This is a genomic window from Erwinia sp. BNK-24-b (genome assembly GCF_047456155.1).
Classification (GTDB): Bacteria; Pseudomonadota; Gammaproteobacteria; order Enterobacterales; family Enterobacteriaceae; genus Erwinia; species Erwinia phyllosphaerae.
On record NZ_CP179901.1, the window covers coordinates 1,175,565 to 1,191,128 of the forward strand.

16 protein-coding genes are annotated in these 15,564 nt (G+C 56.3%); 14 read left to right on the forward strand and 2 right to left on the reverse strand.

Annotated elements, in window-relative coordinates; genetic code table 11:
* Positions 1 to 129: 129 nt before the first annotated feature.
* From ACMGGR_RS05460 to mlaA, 8 genes are read left to right on the forward strand one after another with little or no spacing between them, the layout of a single operon-like run.
* Positions 130 to 870: a heme ABC transporter permease gene (locus tag ACMGGR_RS05460; RefSeq protein ID WP_246758035.1), complete on the forward strand. Its 741-nt coding sequence runs from the start codon at positions 130 to 132 to the stop codon at positions 868 to 870.
* A complete protein-coding gene (gene ccmD / locus ACMGGR_RS05465; RefSeq protein WP_246758034.1) occupies positions 867 to 1,082 on the forward strand; it encodes a heme exporter protein CcmD in 216 nt (71 codons plus the stop codon). Before ACMGGR_RS05460 ends, ccmD begins: the two co-directional genes overlap by 4 nt.
* A complete protein-coding gene (gene ccmE / locus ACMGGR_RS05470) occupies positions 1,079 to 1,546 on the forward strand; it encodes a cytochrome c maturation protein CcmE (protein WP_246758033.1) in 468 nt (155 codons plus the stop codon). Before ccmD ends, ccmE begins: the two co-directional genes overlap by 4 nt.
* Positions 1,543 to 3,498 (forward strand): heme lyase CcmF/NrfE family subunit, encoded by a 1,956-nt coding sequence (locus tag ACMGGR_RS05475; RefSeq protein ID WP_414148343.1) that lies wholly within the window; start codon positions 1,543 to 1,545, stop codon positions 3,496 to 3,498. The genes ccmE and ACMGGR_RS05475 overlap by 4 nt, the downstream gene beginning before the upstream one ends.
* Entirely contained in the window at positions 3,495 to 4,049 is a 555-nt protein-coding gene (locus ACMGGR_RS05480; protein ID WP_246758031.1) for a DsbE family thiol:disulfide interchange protein, read from the forward strand. Before ACMGGR_RS05475 ends, ACMGGR_RS05480 begins: the two co-directional genes overlap by 4 nt.
* Positions 4,046 to 4,498 carry a cytochrome c-type biogenesis protein CcmH gene (locus tag ACMGGR_RS05485; protein WP_246758030.1) on the forward strand — a complete coding sequence of 151 codons (453 nt, stop codon included), beginning with the start codon at positions 4,046 to 4,048 and terminating at the stop codon, positions 4,496 to 4,498. The genes ACMGGR_RS05480 and ACMGGR_RS05485 overlap by 4 nt, the downstream gene beginning before the upstream one ends.
* Complete coding sequence (ccmI, locus tag ACMGGR_RS05490; RefSeq protein WP_414148344.1) at positions 4,495 to 5,706, forward strand: c-type cytochrome biogenesis protein CcmI; 1,212 nt, start codon at positions 4,495 to 4,497, stop codon at positions 5,704 to 5,706. Before ACMGGR_RS05485 ends, ccmI begins: the two co-directional genes overlap by 4 nt.
* Positions 5,707 to 5,734: 28 nt before the next feature.
* Positions 5,735 to 6,496: a phospholipid-binding lipoprotein MlaA gene (gene mlaA, locus ACMGGR_RS05495; RefSeq protein WP_246758028.1), complete on the forward strand. Its 762-nt coding sequence runs from the start codon at positions 5,735 to 5,737 to the stop codon at positions 6,494 to 6,496.
* A gap of 60 nt (positions 6,497 to 6,556) precedes the next feature.
* On the opposite strand, the gene fadL is transcribed toward mlaA, so the two are convergent.
* A complete protein-coding gene (fadL, locus tag ACMGGR_RS05500; protein ID WP_246758027.1) occupies positions 6,557 to 7,840 on the reverse strand; it encodes a long-chain fatty acid transporter FadL in 1,284 nt (427 codons plus the stop codon).
* Positions 7,841 to 8,203: 363 nt separating this feature from the next.
* Between fadL and ACMGGR_RS05505 the strand changes: the two genes are divergently transcribed.
* The 4 genes from ACMGGR_RS05505 (at position 8,204) to sixA (ending at position 12,775) form a co-directional block, all read left to right on the forward strand.
* A complete protein-coding gene (locus ACMGGR_RS05505) occupies positions 8,204 to 8,500 on the forward strand; it encodes a YfcZ/YiiS family protein (RefSeq protein WP_246758026.1) in 297 nt (98 codons plus the stop codon).
* 166 nt (positions 8,501 to 8,666) lie between these two features.
* Positions 8,667 to 9,977, forward strand: coding sequence for an acetyl-CoA C-acyltransferase FadI (fadI, locus tag ACMGGR_RS05510; protein ID WP_414148345.1), 1,311 nt, complete (start codon positions 8,667 to 8,669; stop codon positions 9,975 to 9,977).
* On the forward strand, positions 9,974 to 12,121 hold the full coding sequence (fadJ, locus tag ACMGGR_RS05515; RefSeq protein WP_414148346.1) for a fatty acid oxidation complex subunit alpha FadJ: 2,148 nt from the start codon (positions 9,974 to 9,976) through the stop codon (positions 12,119 to 12,121). Before fadI ends, fadJ begins: the two co-directional genes overlap by 4 nt.
* Before the next feature lie 171 nt (positions 12,122 to 12,292).
* Positions 12,293 to 12,775 carry a phosphohistidine phosphatase SixA gene (gene sixA / locus ACMGGR_RS05520; RefSeq protein WP_246758023.1) on the forward strand — a complete coding sequence of 161 codons (483 nt, stop codon included), beginning with the start codon at positions 12,293 to 12,295 and terminating at the stop codon, positions 12,773 to 12,775.
* Positions 12,776 to 12,804: 29 nt separating this feature from the next.
* Here sixA and smrB read toward each other — a convergent pair whose 3' ends face one another.
* Positions 12,805 to 13,356 (reverse strand): endonuclease SmrB, encoded by a 552-nt coding sequence (gene smrB / locus ACMGGR_RS05525; protein ID WP_246758022.1) that lies wholly within the window; start codon positions 13,354 to 13,356, stop codon positions 12,805 to 12,807.
* Between the two features lie 173 nt (positions 13,357 to 13,529).
* Between smrB and prmB the strand changes: the two genes are divergently transcribed.
* Positions 13,530 to 14,462 (forward strand): 50S ribosomal protein L3 N(5)-glutamine methyltransferase, encoded by a 933-nt coding sequence (gene prmB, locus ACMGGR_RS05530; RefSeq protein ID WP_246758021.1) that lies wholly within the window; start codon positions 13,530 to 13,532, stop codon positions 14,460 to 14,462.
* Positions 14,463 to 14,474: 12 nt separating this feature from the next.
* Positions 14,475 to 15,560, forward strand: a complete 1,086-nt coding sequence (aroC, locus tag ACMGGR_RS05535; protein WP_246758020.1) for a chorismate synthase — start codon at positions 14,475 to 14,477, stop codon at positions 15,558 to 15,560.
* Positions 15,561 to 15,564: the final 4 nt, after the last annotated feature.

Here is a 15,564-nt window from a genome sequence, read left to right on the forward strand (position 1 = left end):
GATTAATCCAGCCTCGCGGCCAGCATAAAATGCGCGCGAAGCGGCAGCACGACTAACATTTTCATGCTTTGGCGAATGGTTTACGCCAGCACTTTGTTAACAAGCGTTTTTATCTATGAGCAATTAATAATGTGGAAATGGTTACACCAGCTGGGTAAGCCGGACAGGCTTTACCGAATATGTGGACGTTTGCTGCCCTGGTTTGCACTTGCGGCAGTGGTGACGCTCTCGACAGGATGGATTTGGGGTTTTGGCTTTGCGCCCGCCGATTATCAGCAGGGCGACAGTTACCGCATTATCTATATTCACGTTCCCGCCGCAATGTGGTCGATGGGCATTTATGCCGCGATGGCGATTGCCGCCTTTACGGGCCTGGTCTGGCAGTGGAAAACCGCCGATTTAGCCGCGGCAGCGATGGCGCCCGTCGGCGCAACGTTCACTTTTATTGCGCTGGTCACGGGGTCTGCCTGGGGAAAACCGATGTGGGGAACCTGGTGGATCTGGGATGCGCGTCTGACTTCTGAACTGGTGTTACTGTTTCTCTATATGGGCGTCATCGCGCTTTATAATGCCTTTGATGACCGCCGCATGGCCGGCCGCGCTGCCGGTATTCTCATTCTGGTCGGCGTGGTTAACCTGCCGATTATTCACTATTCCGTGCAGTGGTGGAACACGCTCCACCAGGGATCTTCCGGCATGCTCCAGCAGGCTATTGCGCCTTCCATGCGCACGCCGCTACGCTGGGCGATAGGGGGCTTCTGGCTGCTGTTTATCTCTTTAACGCTGATGCGCCTGCGCAACCTGCTGCTGCTCAGCGAACGTCATCGTCCTTGGGCGCTTGAAGTGGCAACTAAAGGAGCGCGCAAATGACGGCTTTCTCTTCCTGGCAAGCTTTTTGGGCCATGGGCGGCTACGCCTTTTACGTCTGGCTGGCCGTGGCCTGTACCCTGATTGCGCTGGGCGTGCTGGTTCTTCATACCCTGGTGACGCGCCAGCGTCTGCTGGCCGATATCCGTCAGCGCCAGTCGCGTGAGCGCCGTATTAAAGCAGCAAAAGTGAAACAGCAAGGAGCACCGCAGTGAACGCCCGCCGTAAAAACCGTTTGATGGTAGTGATAGCGATTCTGGTTGGCCTTGGTCTGGCGACTTCGCTGGTGATGTACGCGCTACGTTCCAATATCGATCTTTTCTATACGCCGAGTGAAATTCTGCACGGTAAAGGCGAAGACTTGCAAAAGCCAACGCCTGGCCAGCGCCTGCGCGTCGGCGGTATGGTGATGCCCGGCAGCGTGAAGCGCGACCCCAACACGTTACAGGTTTCCTTCAAGCTCTATGACGCTAATGGCGTAGTAAGCGTTAGCTATCTGGGCATCCTGCCGGATCTGTTTCGCGAAGGGCAGGGCGTGGTGGCGCAGGGCGTGCTGCAGGAAGGCAACCTGATTGAAGCAAAAGAAGTACTGGCAAAGCATGACGAAAAATATACGCCGCCGGAAATTGAGGACGCGATGAAAAAAAATCATAAAATAGCGCAGGTAAACCAGCCATGATGCCGGAAATTGGCAGTTTTCTGCTCTGTCTTGGGGTAGCGCTGGCGCTGCTGCTCAGTGTTTATCCGCTGTGGGGCGCTTCCCGTCAGGATAGTCGCCTGATGGGGCTGGCTCGTCCCTTAAGCTATGCGCTGTTTGCCTGCATCCTGGCCGCTTTTGTCGTGCTGGTACATGCCTTTGTCGTGAATGATTTTAGTGTCGCCTATGTTGCCACTAACTCCAATACGCTGCTGCCGGTTTACTACCGGATCGCCGCGACCTGGGGCGCGCATGAAGGCTCGCTGCTGCTCTGGCTGCTGCTGCTCAGCACCTGGACGCTGGCGGTGGCGCTGTTCAGCCGCGGTATGCCGCTGGATTCCGTTGCCCGCGTGCTGTCGGTCATGGGGATGATTAACCTCGGTTTTCTGCTGTTTATTACCCTGACCTCCAACCCCTTTACCCGTACGCTGCCAGACTTTCCGATCGACGGCAGCGACCTGAACCCCATGCTGCAGGATATTGGCCTGATCTTCCATCCGCCGCTGCTTTATATGGGCTACGTAGGGTTTTCGGTCGCTTTTGCCTTTGCTATCGCCTCGCTGATGACCGGACGGCTTGATACGGCCTGGGCGCGCTGGTCGCGTCCGTGGACGACGGCAGCCTGGGTCTTTCTGACGATTGGCATCGTGCTGGGTTCGGCCTGGGCTTACTACGAGCTTGGCTGGGGCGGCTGGTGGTTCTGGGATCCGGTCGAAAACGCCTCGTTTATGCCGTGGCTGGCGGGAACGGCGCTGATCCACTCGCTGGCGGTTACCGAAAAACGCGGTACTTTTAAAGCCTGGACGGTGCTGCTGGCTATCACGGCTTTTTCACTCAGCCTGTTAGGCACGTTTTTAGTGCGTTCGGGCGTGCTGATTTCCGTTCACTCTTTTGCTTCCGATCCCGCTCGCGGCATGTTTATCCTGGCTTTCCTGGTTATCGTTATCGGCAGTTCGCTGCTGCTGTACGCTATCAAGGGCAGCAAAGTGCGCAGCCGCGTACAGAACGAACTCTGGTCGCGCGAATCTTTTCTGTTAGGCAACAATATCCTGCTGATTGCCGCGATGCTGGTAGTGCTGTTGGGCACGCTTCTGCCGCTGGTGCACAAGCAGCTGGACCTGGGCAGCATTTCGATTGGCGAGCCGTTCTTCAACACGCTATTTACCTGGCTGATGGCGCCTATGGCGCTGATGCTGGGCATCGGGCCGCTGGTGCGCTGGCGTCGTGATGAACCGCAAAAATTGTGGAAGCGGCTGGGGGTCGCGCTGGTCGGCACGCTGGTGCTTTCCATCGTGCTGCCGTGGCTGATGCAGGACCGCATTGAAGCAATGACGGTGGTAGGGCTGCTGATGTCCCTGTGGGTCATTTTCCTGACGCTGATGGAGCTGCACGAGCGCGCGACGCATCGCCATCGCTTCTTTGTCGGCCTGCGCCATCTGTCACGCAGCCACTGGGGAATGGTGCTGGGACATCTTGGCGTCGCCGTTACCGTTATCGGCATCGCTTTTAGCCAGAACTATAGCGTGGAGCGCGACGTGCGTATGCGTGCGGGCGATACGGTTGATATTCACAACTATCACTTCACCTTCCGCGATGTGCACAATTTGCAGGGCGCCAACTATAGCGGCGGCGTTGGCATTATCGACGTCACGCGCAACGGCAAGCACGAAGCGACGCTACACGCGGAGAAACGCTATTACAGCGTGGCGCACACCATGATGACCGAAGCAGCGATTGATGGCGGCTTCACGCGCGATCTTTACGCCGCGCTGGGCGAAGAGCTGGGCGATAACTCCTGGGCCGTGCGCATCTATTACAAACCTTTTGTTCGCTGGATCTGGTTCGGCGGCGTGTTTATGGCGGTTGGCGGCATCTTTTGCCTGCTCGATCCGCGCTATCGCTCGCGCAAAAAAGCGCAAAAGGAGGCGACATGAAAAAGACGCTTTATATTCCGCTGGTGCTTTTCCTGCTGCTGGCCGCCGCGCTGATGTGGCAGTTAACGCGCAACGCCAACGGCGACGATCCGAGCAGGCTGGAGTCGGCGCTGGTTGGCAAGCCCGTGCCGGTGTTTAAACTGGAATCGCTGGACCATCCGGGAAAAATGTATGACCAGTCGGTATTGCGCGACGGCAAGCCGATTTTGTTAAACGTTTGGGCTACCTGGTGCCCAACCTGTCATGCCGAGCACCAGTATCTTAATACGCTGGCGGAACAGGGGATCCGCGTGGTGGGGCTTAACTATAAGGACGATCGCGCCAAAGCGATCGGCTGGCTGAATTCGCTGGGCAATCCTTACGCGTTGAGTCTCTACGACGGCGACGGTATGCTGGGGCTGGATCTGGGCGTCTATGGCGCGCCTGAAACTTTTTTAATTGATGGCAAAGGGATTATTCGCTATCGCCACGCCGGAGATATGAATGACCGGGTATGGAACAGCGAAGTGAAGCCATTGTGGGATAAATACAGCAAGGATGCGGGAACATGAAACGGATTTTACTACTGATTGCACTGCTCTTTTCTTTCAGCGTACTGGCAGACAATATTGATACCTATAAATTTTCTTCGGTCGCTCAGGAACAGCAATACCGTCACCTGACGGAGTCGCTGCGTTGCCCAAAATGCCAGAACAACAGTATTGCCGATTCCAATGCGATGATCGCCGCAGATATGCGGCTGAAAGTTTATGAACTGCTGCAAAGCGGCCAGACGCCAGAACAGGTAAAAGCCTGGATGGTGGCGCGCTACGGCAATTTTGTAACCTATGAACCGCCGGTGATGGGGTCAACGCTGATCCTGTGGGCTGGCCCGATACTGTTTGTCGTCATCGGCACGCTGGTGATCGTCTTACGCAGCAGAAAACGCACCAGCGCAGAGCTGGATGCAGAAGAACAGGCGCGGCTTGATGCGCTGTTAAATAACAGGAAGCAACCATGAGTGTATTCTGGCTCACCGTTCTGGCTTTGCTGGTGGCAACCAGCGCGCTGCTGCTAATCGCCGGAAGCGGTAAACGCACTTCGCTGACCACAGACCGCGATACGCTGAATAAAAACTTTTACCATCAGCGTTTGCAGGAGCTGGCGGAAGACGAAGAGCAGGGCGTCGTTGCCGAGCGCCCGGAAATGATCCGCGAGCTACAGCAAACGCTGCTGCTGGATATTCCTCGCGAGGAGCAGCTGCGTGAGCGCGCCGTCAGCCGCTGGGTATTGCTGCCCGGCGTGCTGATTCTGGTGCTGGTTAGCCTGGGCTTCTATTTCAAAACCGGCGGCTTTTCGCAGGTTCTGGCATGGCAGCAGGTCAAAAACGAGCTTCCTGAACTGCGTGCGCAGCTGATGGATCCCAACGCCAAACCGCTCACGATAGAGCAGCTGTCGCGGCTTGGCCTGGGCATTCGTTCATCGCTGCAGGACGATCCGCGTAACGTTAATGACTGGCTGATGCTGGGACGTATCGGCATGGTATTGAACAATGCCTCTACCGCAACACAATCTTTCCGCCGCGCTATGCAGCTGGCGCCAGAAAATCCTGAGGTGAAGCTAAGCTATGCCGATGCGCTAACCCGTTCGCAGGATCCGCAGGATAATCGCCAGGCAACGGCGATGCTTAACGATATGGTGAAGGCCGACGGCAGCAACCTGCGCATCCTCAGCCTGTTGGCATTTAATGCTTTTAGCCAGCAGCGCTATGCAGAAGCCATAACGACCTGGCAAAAGATGTTACAATTGTTACCAGCCGACGATCCGCGCGTAACGATGATCCAGCGCAGCATCGAGCAGGCTAAAACCGAATCGGGCGGGCAAAGCAGTCATCTGACGCTGGCTATTAGCCTGGCCGCCGGGGCAGAAAAAGCGCTGCCTACAGGTGGTATGCTCTATATTTCCGTCACTGACGGCGTTTCAAAAGTACCGGTAGCGGTAAAACGAGTGCCGCTGAGCCATTTTCCGCTCTCGCTGACGCTTGACGACAGCAACGCTATGATGCCGCAACGTTTGCTTTCGGCGCAGCATCAGGTTCAGGTGCGCGCCCGCATTTCGCGTGACGGCAGCGCCAACCCGCAGAGCGGCGACTGGTTCGGCGTCAGCGCGGTCGCGCCTTTCGATGGTAAGGCGCAGCTGGCCGTTGAGATTAACCAACAGCAGCCGTAGCCGGCTTTTATTTAACAGGGAGAAAGAGATGAACTACCGCGTGATGGGCGTTGCGCTGGCCAGCGTACTGCTTTTCGGCTGCGCCAGTTCGCAGACGGCGGACGAACCTCAGGGAAGGTCCGATCCGCTGGAAGGCTTCAACCGTTCAATGTTTAATTTTAATTACAACGTGCTGGATCCTTATGTCGTTCGCCCTGTTGCCGTTGCCTGGCGTGATTATGTGCCGATGCCCGCGCGTAGCGGACTAAGCAATTTTCTGGGGAACCTTAGCGAACCGTCCACCATGGTGAACTACTTCATTGAAGGGAAGCCTTATAAAGCGATGATCCACTTTAACCGCTTTTTCCTGAACACCATTCTGGGGATGGGCGGCTTTATCGACGTGGCCGGCATGGCTAATCCGGCGCTGGCAAAAGAGGAGCCGCGTCGTTTCGGCAGCACGCTGGGTAACTATGGCGTGGGTTATGGTACTTACGTCACGCTTCCGGGCTACGGCAGCTTTACGCCGCGTGAAGACGTTGGCGGCATGGTGGACGATCTCTACGCACCGCTCAGCTGGCTAACCTGGTGGATGACCGCCGGTAAGTGGGCGCTGGAAGGCGTGGAAACCCGCGCCCAGCTGCTGGATTCCGACGCTATCCTGAAAAACTCGAAAGATCCTTACGCCTTTGTGCGTGCGGCCTACTTCCAGCGGCATGATTTCCTTGCCAGCGATGGCAAGCTGCTTCCCCAGGAAAACCCGAACGCCGCCGCGATTCAGGGCGATCTTGACGACATCGACGCGAATTAAGCCGTTAATAAAAAACACCGCCCCGGCGGTGTTTTTTTATGGTCTTAGAATAGCTTACCGTCAGAACTTATAGTTAAAGTTCGCGCCGTAAAGCCAGGCTTTGCCGGTTGAATGGAAAGTATAAGGGCCTTCTTCAATAGTCACGTGCTGACCATGCATATAAGAGAGGCCAACATCCACCGAGGCGTCCTGATTAAAGGCGTAAGAGGCACCGGTGCTTAGCCACAGGCGGTCCTGGTCAGGGATGGAAATCGAGCGTTTATCGGCCGGAACCGGGCTGTCATCAAAGGCGATACCGGCGCGGAAGGTCCAGTTATCGTCATAGAAATAAGAGGTGCCCAGCGCGATACGGTAAGCATCTTTATAGCTTTCGTCTTTGTAAAACAGCGTCTGGCCGCTGCTGCCGGTCGCTTTCAGCTGTTGGAACTGGCTCCAGCTGGTATAGGTCATGCTGTAGTGCACGGCCCACTGCGGCGCGACTTTATGATAGCCGGAGATTTCCCACATTTCAGGCAGATCCAGCGTCAGCGCGCCCGGAATAGTTGAACCGCCGGTGCCGTACGGTAATCCCAGGTTAAGCGCCTGATTCAGCGGGTTGATATAGCCCGGAATACTGCTCTTATAATCGCCGTCAAAATCAACTTTCACTTCTGAACGATAGGTAAAGCCGAAGCGGTTATTCTTATCCACTTCATACAAAATGCCGGCGTTCCAGCCGTAGCCCCACTCATCGCCTTTCAGATGGGCAATTTGCGTGTCGGCAGGAAAGCCCAGCGCGCTGCCCGCTTCGCCTGCATAGCGCTCAATTTTCGCGCGCGCGTAGACGGCGTCAAAACCCAGGCCAAAGCTAAAGTTCTGGTTAAGCCGATATGCCGTACTTAAGTTAAAATTAACGGTCTGCAAATCTGTTTTACCGGCATAGGGCCCGGCAGTGTAGTCATCACTAAATTCCGTCGCCAGCCCATAATTGGAGGTAGCAGAAGCGCCAAGCCACCACTGGTCGTTAAGCGGCTGTACATAATGAATATTAGGCACCCACTGGGTCGGCGCGATGTTATTGGCATTCAGGCTCTGGCCCGTGCTGCTGGTGCCGTCAATATTCACGCCGGGATCGATAAACACGGCACCGACGGAAAACATAGGGCGATCCATCAATGCCATGGTAGCCGGATTGCGGCTGGCTGATGCGGCGGTATCGCCCATCGCGCCTTCGCCGGAATAGGCACGGCCCAGGCCAGCGGCGGAAAATTCATTAAGTTGAAAGCCGGCTGCGAAAGCGTGAGAAGAAACAATGGCCACTGCGACTGCGAGGGAAGACTTCGCAAACAGGTTTTTATGGTTCATGACCACAACCTCTTTATCTGATTTTTATTAAGGCCGTTACCTTGGCAACGGCTCACAAAGGGCTGAAAGACGGCTAACTAATCAGACCAGTGGCCCCAGTATAGGTCCGTCCCGCACTGATGTTGCAATATTGTTTAATAAATATTTCTGAATTGATCTACAAAAAGCGATCTGCTTAACAAAAACCTGACGGTAACGGCAGCGCGCAGTGAGTCTAGCCTGTTTTAGATCAAATTTAACGCCGATTTTCGTTAGTTAAGCGCGCTTATTCACTCAATTGCCAGACAGGGAAAAAAGGCAGCGGTAAAATAAGCCGTCTGATTTTAAGCCAGCGCATAACGCTGAAGCCAACCGGAGAATCTTATGACCCACGCCATAAATAAATGTAGCGCCAGCGAAACCGCGGCCTGCTGCTGTGTTGATGTTGGCACCATTATGGATAACACCGACTGTACGGCTTCCTGGAGCCGGGTATATGAAAATCGCCAGCAGGCGGAAGCCGGTTTACAGCAGCTGAGCGACAAAGCCCGCCAGGTCGAATCAGAGCCGTGCGACATCAGCGCGCGCTTTGAAACATTGCCGGAAGGGGTGCGGCTTGACGCTGATTTTACCTTTAGCTGTCAGGCAGAAACGATGATCTTTCAGCTGGGTTTGCGCTAGCCTGCTGCTGTGCAATGAGTGGGTTAAGGCCCGCTCATTGTTCCCCAAACCGTGGTTCCCCTCGCACTTTTCCCGCCTCTTTTTAGGCAAAATGTAAAAATATGGTTAACAATAAGCAGGTCTGACCTCTTTTGGCAGTGATGCCGCCGATTTTTACAGGTGATCAATGAAAGCGCTCCCTTTGCCAGCGCGTCAGGGCCAACGCATAGCGATAACGCATGGTTTACGCACGCCTTTCGCTCGTCAGGCTACGGCGTTGCAAACTCTTCCCGCCGTCGAACTCGGCCGGATGGTGGTCAATGAACTGCTGATACGCAGCGAGATACCGCCTGAAGTCATAGAACAGCTGGTGTTTGGTCAGGTTGTGCAAACACCAGAAGCGCCGAATATCGCGCGCGAAATCGTGCTGGGCAGCGCTTTAAGCGTGCACACCGACGCCTATAGCGTCAGCCGCGCCTGCGCCACCAGCTTTCAGGCCGTCGCCAACGTCGCCGAAAGCCTGCTGGCGGGCACGATTCAGGCCGGCATCGCTGGCGGTGCCGACTCCTGCTCCATTCTGCCCATTGGCGTCAGTAAAAATTTGAGCCGCGTGCTGGTGGATCTTAATAAAGCTAAAAAGTGGCCGCAAAAGCTCAGATTATTTAGCCAGCTTCGCCCGCGCGACCTGCTGCCCGTGCCGCCTGCCGTGGCGGAGTATTCAACCGGCTTACGAATGGGCGATACGGCGGAGCAGATGGCAAAAAGCCATCATATTACCCGCGAGCAGCAGGATGCGCTGGCGCACCGTTCGCATCTGCGTGCCGCTAAAGCCTGGGAGGAGGGCAAACTGACGCGGGAAGTGATGACCGCTTATGCGCCGCCGTGGCGTAATCCGCTCCAGCAGGATAACAACGTTCGCCTGCATTCCAGCCTGAAAGATTACAGCAGGCTGCGTCCCGCTTTTGACCGCCAACACGGTACCGTCACCGCCGCCAACAGTACGCCGCTGACCGATGGTGCGGCTGCCGTTATCCTGATGACCGAAGCCAGAGCCAAAGAGCTGGGCATCGTGCCGCTTGGCTATCTGCGCAGCTACGCTTTTACCGCTATTGATGTCTGGCAGGACATGCTGCTTGGCCCGGCATGGGCATCGCCGCTGGCGCTCGATCGTGCGGGCATTACCTTACAGGATTTGACGCTTATCGATATGCATGAAGCTTTTGCAGCCCAGACGCTGGCAAACCTGAAAATGTTTGCCGATGAGAAGTTTGCCCGCGAGGTGCTGAACCGGCCACGCGCGCTGGGCGAAGTAGATGACGAGAAATTTAACGTGCTGGGCGGTTCTATCGCTTATGGCCATCCTTTTGCTGCTACCGGTGCCCGCATGATTACTCAAACGCTCCATGAACTGCGCCGTCGCGGCGGCGGTCTGGGGCTGGTCACCGCCTGCGCGGCGGGGGGATTAGGCGCGGCTATGGTTCTGGAGGTGGAAGAGTGACGGCATTTACCTTCAGCCTGCGGCCAGACAACGTAGGCGTTATTACCCTGGACGTGCCGGGCGAAAAAGTGAATACGCTGAAGGCGGAATTTGTCGAAGAGATCCGCAAAATTCTCGTCGAGGCCCGTAGTCATACACAACTGCTTGGGCTGGTGTTGATTTCCGGCAAGCCGGACTCTTTTATCGCCGGTGCGGATATTACGATGATTGCCGCCTGCCGCTCGGCCGAAGAGGCGGCAGCGCTGGCGCGCCAGGGACAGAAAGTGATGGCGGAGATTGCCGCGTTGCCGATTCCCGTTATCGCCGCCATACATGGAGCCTGCCTGGGCGGCGGACTGGAGCTGGCGCTGGCCTGCCATCAGCGCATCTGCTCGCTGGACGACAAAACCCGCCTCGGCCTGCCGGAAGTGCAGCTGGGGCTATTGCCAGGCTCAGGCGGCACGCAGCGGCTGCCTCGTCTGATTGGTGCTTCACGCGCGCTGGATATGATCCTGACCGGCAAAACGCTACGTGCAAAGCAGGCCGTAAAGCTTGGTCTGGTGGAAGCGGCCGTGCCGGAAACCATTTTGCTGGAAACGGCAGTGAAAATGGTGCTGAAAGGCCGGCGACCGCGTAAAACGCTGCCGCTGGGTGAACGTCTGCTTAACGGGCGCGCCGGAAGATCGCTGTTATTTAAGCTGGCGACCAGACGGGCAGAGGCAAAAACCCACGGCAACTATCCCGCTGTCCGTAAGATCCTTTCGGTAATACATATCGGTTTGCAGCAGGGACGCAGCGCGGGCTATGCCGCAGAGGCGAAAGCCTTTGGCGAACTGGCGATGTCGCCGGAATCCGTGGCGCTGCGCGGCATCTTTTTTGCTACCACCGAAATGAAGAAAGATCGCGGCGCAGAAGCCGAACCGCGTCGGCTAAGCTCTGTAGGCGTACTGGGAGGCGGGTTGATGGGCGGCGGTATCGCTTACGTGACCGCCAGCCGCGCCGGATTGCCGGTGCGTATTAAAGATATCAGGCCGGAGGGGATTAACCATGCGATGAAATACAGCTGGGATCTCCTTAACAGGAAGGTCGTGCGCCGTCATATCACCACAGCGGAACGGCAGCGTAAAATGGCCCTGATTAGCGGCAGCCTGGACTATCAGGGCTTCCGCCGGCGCGACGTTGTCATTGAGGCGGTATTTGAAGATCTTTTCCTCAAGCAAAAGATGGTGGCAGAAGTTGAAGCCAACTGCCTTCCCGAGACGATTTTCGCTTCCAACACCTCTTCTCTGCCGATTAGCGATATCGCAGCGCATGCCTGTCGGCCAGAAAATATTATCGGCCTGCATTTTTTCAGCCCGGTCGATAAAATGCCGCTGGTGGAAGTCATTCCTCATGCAAAAACCAGCGCGCAAACTATCGCCACGACGGTTGAGCTGGCAAAAAAACAGGATAAAACGCCGATTGTGGTGGCCGACCGCGCCGGATTCTACGTTAACCGTATTCTGACACCTTACATTAACGAAGCGCTACGCTGCCTGCTGGAAGGCGAGCCGATAGAGAATATCGACGGCGCGCTGGTTGGCTTTGGCTTTCCGGTTGGGCCGGTGCAGCTGCTGGATGAGGTTGGCATCGATACGGGCGCGCATATTATTCCCGTGCTGGAACAAGCCTGGGGCGAACGCTTTAAAGCGCCCGCCGCGCTGGATGCTATCCTGAACGACAACCGTAAAGGACGTAAAAACGAACGGGGCTTTTACCTTTACCGCAAAAAATCAGGGGGTAAAAAGCAGCCAGATGCTACGATCTATAAACTCCTGAACGTTCACCCAAAAGCGCAGCGAAGCGCAGAAATTATCGCTCAGCGCTGTGTGATGATGCTGCTGAACGAAGCGGCGAGAACTTTCGATGAAGGAGTTATTCGTTGCGCGCGCGACGGCGATATTGGCGCGGTATTTGGCATAGGCTTTCCCCCGTTTTTGGGCGGCCCGTTCCGCTATATGGATGCACTGGGCGCAGGGAAAATGGTGGCGCAGCTAGAGCAGCTGGCCCACGTCTGCGGCCCGCGTTTTTTACCCTGCGAACGCTTACAAAAAATGGCGGAAACAGGAGAAACCTTTTACAAATCGGTAGCTAAAGTGGATAACCATCCTGATTCAACGGGTTAGATTGGCAGTAAGTAAAACGGCTATTTAATGTCCGGTCAACGGTCGGTTATTTAGTAAACAATCGGTTGACTTGTCTTCCGGCATTAAGGTACAACACAGCGTTCATTCACAGAGTGAAGAGTCGGAGAAGCTCGTTTTTCCGGCGTTTATCGTTAATAACAGCGGTGCAATATGCAAGTTTTCATTATGCGTCACGGCGATGCGGCACTGGATGCAGCCAGTGATGCGGTACGACCTTTGACCCATTGCGGCTGCGATGAGTCACGCCAGATGGCTGGCTGGCTGAATGGCCAGACGGTAGATATCGAAAGGGTATTGGTCAGTCCTTATTTGCGGGCTGAACAGACGCTGACCACGGTGCGAGAAGCGCTGATCCTGCCTGCGGAGCAGGAAGTGTTGCCGGAGCTAACGCCGGGTGGCGATCCTGGCCTGGTTGCCTGTTATTTGCAGGCGCTGGCGAAGGAAGGGGTGAAATCCGTGCTGGTGATCTCCCATCTGCCTCTGGTGGGGTATCTGGTGTCGGAACTCTGTCCGCAGGAAGCGCCGCCGATGTTTGCCACCTCCGCCATTGCCAGCGTTACGCTGGACAGTGAAAGCGGCTGCGGCAAGCTACAGTGGCAGATCAGTCCTTCACGTCTCGCGAAAGCCATGTAGTGCGCCCGGGCCGGTTTTTCCGGCCTCGTCTATGGCAGCTCAGGCGGCTGCCACTCTTCTACCTCAATCAGCACCAGCAGCGCGGCATCGCCGCCGAATAGCTTTGGTGCCTGATGGAAAGCCATCACCACGGGATGCTGTGCCAGCCACAGCGGCGTCTGCTGCTTTAAAATGTGCTTGCCGTGACCGTGCATCACGCTGGCGCAAAAAATATGCTCGCGCCGACAGGCCGCGATCAGCGCGCCCAGCTCCTCTTTCGCCTGCTTTTGCGTCAGGCCGTGCAAATCCAGAAAAATTTCCGGCGTATAGTCGCCTCGTCTGAGTTTTTTCAGCTCGTAGTGGCTGACGTCGCTTCTGACGTAGCGTACCGGGCCATCCTCTGCCAGCAGCGGCTGAAACTCATCGGAAAAATAGTGGCTGTTGTCCATCTGCTCTGACAGCAGGCGTTTTTGCGGCACCTGCGACAGCTTTTTTCTGATCGGCTTATGGACGATAGTGTCCTGATTCAGCTGGCGCGTGCCGCTCATCAATCCGCGAAACAGCGCTTCATCTTCGGCGCTCAGGGGCTGTTTTTTACTCATCTGATCCTCAGGCGGCGCGAAACGGCCGGAATTTTTAACAATATTTATGCCAGTTTACCCGGTCTGTTCCCTGCAAATAAACAAATGTCAGCTTTTTCATGCCTGCGCGCTGGATTCTCGTCAGCTTCATGGCAAACTAGCTGCCGAGTTGAGTTTGGCCTGTGGAGGGCACTTTGGACAAAATTTTCGTTGATGAGGCAGTCAGTGAGCTGCACACCATCCAGGATATGCTTCGCTGGTCGGTCAGCCGTTTTGCGGCCGCCGACATCTGGTACGGTCACGGCACCGATAACCCCTGGGACGAAGCCGTTCAGCTGGTGCTGCCGACGCTGTACCTGCCGCTGGATATTCCGGAAGATATGCGCAACGCGCGTCTGACCTCCAGCGAGCGCCATCGCATTGTTGAGCGTGTGATCCGCCGTATCAACGAACGCCTTCCCGTTGCCTATATGACCAATAAAGCCTGGTTCTGCGGCCATGAATTTTACGTGGACGAGCGCGTGCTGGTGCCGCGCTCGCCCGTTGGTGAACTGATTAACGAACGCTTTGCCGGTTTAATCCCGCACGAGCCAAAACATATTCTGGATATGTGCACCGGCAGCGGCTGCATCGCTATCGCCTGCGCTTACGCCTTCCCGGAAGCGGAAGTTGACGCGGTGGATATCTCTACGGATGCGCTGGCCGTTGCCGAACAGAACATTGCCGCGCACGGTATGGAGCACAACGTGACGCCAATCCGCGCCGACCTGTTCCGCGAGCTGCCGGCAACGCCTTACGATCTTATCGTCACCAACCCGCCTTACGTTGATGAAGAGGATATGGGCGACCTGCCTGACGAATATCACCACGAGCCCGAGCTGGGTCTGGCTGCTGGCCGTGATGGCCTGAAGCTGGCGCGCCGCATTCTGGCCTGCGCGCCGGACTACCTGAGCGAAGAGGGCGTGCTGGTGTGCGAAGTAGGCAACAGCATGGTGCACATGATGGAACAGTATCCTGACGTACCTTTTACCTGGCTGGAGTTCGATAACGGCGGCGACGGCGTATTTATGCTGACTCGTCAGCAGATCGTCGACGCGCAGCACCACTTTTCGATTTATAAAGACTAACCAGGAGTTTTGATGGCTGGTAATACTATTGGACAACTGTTTCGCGTCACCACCTTTGGCGAATCGCACGGGCTGGCGTTAGGCTGCATCGTTGACGGCGTGCCGCCGGGCATTCCGCTGACGGAGGCTGATTTGCAGCACGATCTGGATCGCCGCCGCCCGGGCACGTCGCGCTACACCACCCAGCGCCGCGAACCGGATCAGGTAAAAATTCTTTCCGGCGTATTTGAAGGCGTAACGACCGGCACCAGCATTGGTTTGCTGATTGAAAACACCGACCAGCGTTCACAGGATTACGGTGCCATCAAAGATGTGTTCCGCCCTGGCCACGCTGACTACACCTATGAGCAAAAATATGGCCTGCGCGACTATCGTGGTGGCGGCCGTTCTTCCGCGCGCGAAACCGCCATGCGCGTGGCCGCTGGTGCCATCGCCAAGAAGTATCTGGCGTTGAAGCACGGCGTAAAAATTCGCGGCTATCTGGCGCAGATTGGCGACGTGGCCTGCGAACTGAAAGACTGGGATCAGGTTGAGCAGAACCCATTTTTCTGTCCCGATCCCGCAAAAATTGAGGCGCTGGACGAACTGATGCGCGCGCTGAAAAAAGAGGGCGACTCCATCGGCGCGAAGGTTTCCGTCATGGCGGAAAACGTGCCGGTTGGCCTGGGCGAGCCGGTTTTCGATCGCCTGGACGCCGATCTGGCGCATGCGTTAATGAGCATCAATGCGGTGAAAGGCGTGGAAATTGGCGATGGCTTTGCCGTCGTCAACCAGCGCGGCAGTGAACACCGTGATGAAATTCGCGCGGATGGTTTTCAGAGCAACCACGCGGGCGGCATTCTGGGCGGCATCAGCAGCGGCCAGCCGATTCTGGCCACGCTGGCGATGAAGCCAACCTCCAGCATCACCGTGCCGGGCAAAACCATTACCCGTACGGGCGAAGAGACGGAAATGATCACCAAAGGCCGTCACGATCCTTGCGTGGGGATCCGCGCAGTGCCGATCGCGGAAGCGATGATGGCGATCGTTTTAATGGATCATTTACTGCGTCATCGCGGTCAGAACGCGGACGTCAATACGGCTATTCCTCGCTGGTAACGCT

Bases quoted from the DNA above. Each gene is read 5' to 3' on its own strand.
- ACMGGR_RS05460 (WP_246758035.1), top strand. From the start codon at position 130: ATGTGGAAATGGTTACACCAGCTGGGTAAGCCGGACAGGCTTTACCGA.
- ccmD (WP_246758034.1), top strand. From the start codon at position 867: ATGACGGCTTTCTCTTCCTGGCAAGCTTTTTGGGCCATGGGCGGCTAC.
- ACMGGR_RS05475 (WP_414148343.1), top strand. From the start codon at position 1,543: ATGATGCCGGAAATTGGCAGTTTTCTGCTCTGTCTTGGGGTAGCGCTG.
- ACMGGR_RS05480 (WP_246758031.1), top strand. From the start codon at position 3,495: ATGAAAAAGACGCTTTATATTCCGCTGGTGCTTTTCCTGCTGCTGGCC.
- ACMGGR_RS05485 (WP_246758030.1), top strand. From the start codon at position 4,046: ATGAAACGGATTTTACTACTGATTGCACTGCTCTTTTCTTTCAGCGTA.
- ccmI (WP_414148344.1), top strand. From the start codon at position 4,495: ATGAGTGTATTCTGGCTCACCGTTCTGGCTTTGCTGGTGGCAACCAGC.
- mlaA (WP_246758028.1), top strand. From the start codon at position 5,735: ATGAACTACCGCGTGATGGGCGTTGCGCTGGCCAGCGTACTGCTTTTC.
- fadL (WP_246758027.1), bottom strand. From the start codon at position 7,840: ATGAACCATAAAAACCTGTTTGCGAAGTCTTCCCTCGCAGTCGCAGTG.
- ACMGGR_RS05505 (WP_246758026.1), top strand. From the start codon at position 8,204: ATGACCCACGCCATAAATAAATGTAGCGCCAGCGAAACCGCGGCCTGC.
- fadI (WP_414148345.1), top strand. From the start codon at position 8,667: ATGAAAGCGCTCCCTTTGCCAGCGCGTCAGGGCCAACGCATAGCGATA.
- sixA (WP_246758023.1), top strand. From the start codon at position 12,293: ATGCAAGTTTTCATTATGCGTCACGGCGATGCGGCACTGGATGCAGCC.
- smrB (WP_246758022.1), bottom strand. From the start codon at position 13,356: ATGAGTAAAAAACAGCCCCTGAGCGCCGAAGATGAAGCGCTGTTTCGC.
- aroC (WP_246758020.1), top strand. From the start codon at position 14,475: ATGGCTGGTAATACTATTGGACAACTGTTTCGCGTCACCACCTTTGGC.